The sequence below is a fragment of the Zongyangia sp. genome (assembly GCF_965361945.1).
On sequence record NZ_CBDTOK010000165.1, the window covers coordinates 1 to 4,492 of the forward strand.

Sequence of the window (4,492 nt, forward strand, 5' to 3'; positions counted from 1 at the left end):
GATATCCAAGGGGAGCACCCCTTGGATCACTTTTGCATCCTTTTCTTGAGAGAAAAGGATGTGCCCGCGCGGCATGAGCGCAGAACCGTCTGCCGCGGGCGGGCAGTGTTGCAAACGAGACTCAGTGCGCGTCTTGCTCTCAGCTGCGTGCGACGCGGCGGTGTTGTGAACAAGACCAAGGGCGCGTCATCCTGCCCCGGTAGGGGCCGCGTCATCCCGCCCCGGGAGGGGTGTCCTCCACCACCCTGCCGTCCAGCAGGCGGATGGCCCGGGGGACACTGGCGGCGATCTCCCCGTCGTGGGTGATGAGGATGACGGTGTGACCCTCCTGATGCAGGCCCCGGAGGATCTCCATGACCTCCTGTCCGGAGCCGGAATCCAGGTTGCCGGTGGGCTCATCGGCCAGAAGGATGGGGGGCCGGGCGGCGATGGCCCGGGCAATGGCTACCCGCTGCTGCTGGCCGCCGGACATCTGGCCCGGCCGGTGATGAAGCCGGTGCTGGAGGCCCACCCGGCAAAGGCTTTCCCGGGCCATCCGGCGGCGCTCCTCCCGGGGCACCTTCCGGTAGATGAGGGGCAGCTCCACATTTTCCATGGCGTCCAAACTGGGGATCAGGTTAAACCCCTGAAAGATAAAGCCGATCTGCCTGCCCCGGATACGGGAAAGCCGGTCGTCATCCATATCCGAAACCTTCTCCCCGGCCAGGAGATATTCCCCCGAGGTGGGCACATCCAGGCAGCCCAGGATATTCATCATGGTGGACTTTCCCGATCCCGAATGTCCAATGATGGCGGTAAATTCCCCATCCATGATGGTGATGGATACATCATCCAGGGCCCGGACCTCGTTGTCCCCTTGGTTGTAGATTTTATAGATATGATCCAATTGGATAAGCGGTCCCATCCTGCCTCCCCTGCCTTTCTCATCTGTCATCTTTCCTTACTATTATGGAACTTTTCCGCCTTTTTAACCGTAAAGTATGGATTTACGGCCCCCTTTTTGAATCCCTTGGACTGTATGGTTGCTTCCCCTCCTTTTTCCGTGGTATACTAAAAACACAAAGCAAGGCGATACCTGTACTGATCCTCCGGCGCAGGGCCGAAGGCGGTATCCCTTAAGAAAACCGGGTGTTTCCGGAGAAAAGGAGCAAGATTATGGCGAAATGTTACCGCGCGGAACTGGTGGGCGCTTTTGGCTGCCCCATCGATGAAAATCCCACCGGCGTCATGGAGGAAGCTGCCTTCGCCGCCAAGGGGCTCAACTACCGCTATCTGACCATCAAGGTCAACAAGGGAGATCTGGAACCGGCCGTCCAGGCGGTCCGGGCCTTCAATATGCGGGGCGTCAACTGCACCATCCCCCACAAGGTGGAGGTGCTCAAATATCTGGACGAGCTTTCTGAAGCCGCCGAGATCATTGGCGCTGTCAACACCATCATCAACAACGACGGCAAGCTCTTTGGAGAGAACACTGACGGCAAAGGGTTTATCACTGCCCTGAAGGACGCAGGCGTCTCTGTGGCGGGCAAAAATATCACCGTCCTGGGAGCCGGCGGCGCTTCCCGGGCTATTTCGGTAGAGTGTGCCCTGGCCGGAGCCAAAAAGCTAACCATCGCCAATATTGATAAAGAAACCGGCGAAGAGCTGGTGAAGCTGATCAACGAGCGGACCCAGGCGGACGCGGAGTTTATCCTGTGGGATCATCCGGTGGAGGTCCCCGCTGACACCGATATCTTTGTCAACGCCACCTCGGTAGGACTTTTCCCCAATGTCAACGAAAAACCGGACGTCAACTATGATACCGTCACCTCCAACATGGTGGTCAGCGACGTCATCTTTAACGATCCCCACACCCTCTTCCTCCAGGAGGCGGAGAAACGTGGGGCTAAAACGGTCAACGGCCTGGGGATGCTGGTCAACCAGGGCGCTGTCAACTTCACCCTCTGGACCGGTGTGGAGGCTCCGATCGATGTGATGACCCAAACCCTCAAGGACGAATTCGGCCTTTAAGCGAAACGGGAAAAAGCCCGGGACAGTTTCTGTCCCGAGCTTTTTTGCGCCAGTCATAACCGCCGGCTGAGCCGAAGGCTTGGATTGGCCCTATCAGGGCCTGTTACCGGCATGCGTCTTAAGACGCGCTGAATTTTATTTCTCTCGCATCACTTGCCCTGCGGCCCGTAAACGGGCAGCCGCCCCTCTAACGAAAGTTTTTCCTTATAGGCGGACCCGCTGTTAGCAGCTCCCTTCCCTCGTCGCTTGAAGCTAAAGCTTTTTTGCCGGTCACCTCCACCGGCGGAGGCGGTGGTTCCCTTACCCAAAAAAAGGGGGCGGAGGGATGACCTCCGCCCCCGGAAAACCGTGGGTTAGGGATTGACAGAGTAGTTGGGCGCCTCTTTGGTGATATAGATGTCGTGGGGATGGCTCTCTTTCAGGCCGGCGCCGGTGATCCGGACAAACTGTGCCTTCTCGTGAAGCTCCTCAATGGTCCGGCAGCCGCAGTAGCCCATACCGGATTTCAGGCCGCCCATGAGCTGATAGACGGTGTCGGATACTGGGCCCTTGTAGGGGACGCGTCCCTCCACCCCTTCGGGCACCAGCTTTTTGTTGTCCTCCTGGAAGTAGCGGTCCCGGCTGCCGTTGACCTGGGCCATGGCGCCTAGGCTGCCCATGCCCCGGTAGACCTTGAAGCGGCGGCCTTGATAGATTTCACTGGCGCCAGGGGATTCCTCACAGCCGGCCAGGATGGAGCCCAGCATGACGGTGGAACCGCCGGCGGCCAACGCCTTGACAATGTCTCCGGAGTATTTGATGCCGCCGTCGGCGATAACGGGGATGTTGTATTCCGCCGCCACGCAGGCCGCGTCATAAACCGCTGTAATCTGGGGTACGCCGATGCCGGCGACCACACGGGTGGTGCAGATGGATCCAGGGCCGATGCCTACCTTGATGGCGTCGGCGCCGGCCGCAATCAGGTCCTTCGCAGCCGCCGCGGTGGCGATGTTGCCCGCGATCAGGGGGATCTGGGGGAATGCCTTCTTAACCTTCTCCACACAGTTGAGGATGTTTTTGCTGTGGCCATGGGCGGAATCCAGGCAGAGCACGTCCACCTGTGCCTCCACCAATGCCGCGGCCCGGTCCAGCACATCGCTGGTGACGCCGATGGCCGCGCCGCACAGCAGTCTGCCCTTGCTGTCACGGGCGGAGTTGGGATACTGTACCGCCTTTTCAATGTCCTTGATGGTGATGAGTCCTTTGAGGTAGCCCTGCTCATCCACCAGAGGCAGCTTTTCAATCTTGTGCTGGCGCAGGATCTCCTGCGCCTGGGCCAGGGTGGTGCCCACCGGGGCGGTGATCAGGTTCTCGTGGGTCATGACGTCCTTGATCTTGACGCTGAAATCCTCTAAAAACCGCAGGTCACGGTTGGTGAGGATGCCTACCAGCTTCCCCTTTTCACAGATGGGGACGCCGGAAATCTTATATTTCCCCATGAGCTCGTCAGCGTCAAAGACAAAGTGCTCTGGGGAGAGGGAGAAGGGGTTGACGATGACGCCATTTTCCGAGCGCTTGACCTTATCCACCTCGTCGGCCTGCCGTTCGATGGACATGTTTTTATGGATGATGCCGATGCCGCCTTCCCGGGCGATCCCGATGGCCATCTCGGTCTCGGTGACGGTATCCATGGCGGCGGTGACAATGGGCGTATTTAACATAATATCCCCGGCCAGCCGCGTTTTTACCTCAATCTCCTTGGGCAGAACATCGCTTTTGGCGGGGATTAGCAATACGTCGTCAAATGTCAGGCCCTCTTTGGGAAACTTTTTTGAAAAGTCTGTTGTCAACATTTGCCTTCTCCTCTCTTGATTTGTCCGAAAGTGAAAAAAATCTCCGTTGCAACTGCGCCGATTTCAGCTCCCCTGCCCCGGATTTCCTTACTCGTTTGTTGCCTGCGGTATTTATTTTCCCTGTCGAAGTCTTACCGCATGACGATAAAAAGTTTGTATTCTATTTTATCACGATCTCTCGTCCTTTTCAATAGAAAAACCGCTTTTTCTTGTTGGTTTTTACAAAATTCTATTTTTGCTTTTGTGCTTTTTCATGATAAATCGGCAAATTATAGAACCTATCCCCACAGCGCCCGCCTAGCGGCGAGCAGGTCGCGGCCCCTACCGGGGCGGGATGACGCGCCCACGGCCTAGTTAAAGCCATTGTCGCGGCCCACGCGCGCCTAGCGGCGGGCAGGTCGCGCCCTGGGCTTTATTTGCGACACTGTTCGCGGCTCACGCGATTACGTTGCGATTGACACCACAGCGCGACTTCCCCTAGCGGTAGCTAGCGCGACTTGGCAGCGGACACTGCCCGCCAGCGCGGTGTCCTCCACCGGCAGGTGGCCCTCCCGGGGCGGGATGACGCGCCCTGAGTTCTGTTTAAAACATTATCCGCGATACCCGCGACTAAGCTACCCATTGCGCCTATCCGCGACCTCCCCCACCGG

General features: G+C 58.1%; 3 protein-coding genes. 1 reads left to right on the plus strand and 2 read right to left on the minus strand.

What is annotated here, in order from left to right; all coding sequences use genetic code 11:
* Positions 1–211: 211 nt before the first annotated feature.
* Complete coding sequence (locus ACZ25G_RS10150; protein ID WP_463682372.1) at positions 212–934, minus strand: ABC transporter ATP-binding protein; 723 nt, start codon at positions 932–934, stop codon at positions 212–214.
* Between the two features lie 221 nt (positions 935–1,155).
* Here ACZ25G_RS10150 and aroE point away from each other — a divergent pair, with 221 nt between their 5' ends.
* Entirely contained in the window at positions 1,156–2,010 is an 855-nt protein-coding gene (gene aroE, locus ACZ25G_RS10155; protein ID WP_191509743.1) for a shikimate dehydrogenase, read from the plus strand.
* Positions 2,011–2,363: 353 nt separating this feature from the next.
* Here aroE and guaB read toward each other — a convergent pair whose 3' ends face one another.
* The gene (gene guaB, locus ACZ25G_RS10160; RefSeq protein ID WP_191509744.1) at positions 2,364–3,842 is read right to left on the minus strand and encodes an IMP dehydrogenase; all 1,479 of its coding nucleotides are present in this window, start codon (positions 3,840–3,842) and stop codon (positions 2,364–2,366) included.
* Between the last annotated feature and the right edge of the window lie 650 nt (positions 3,843–4,492).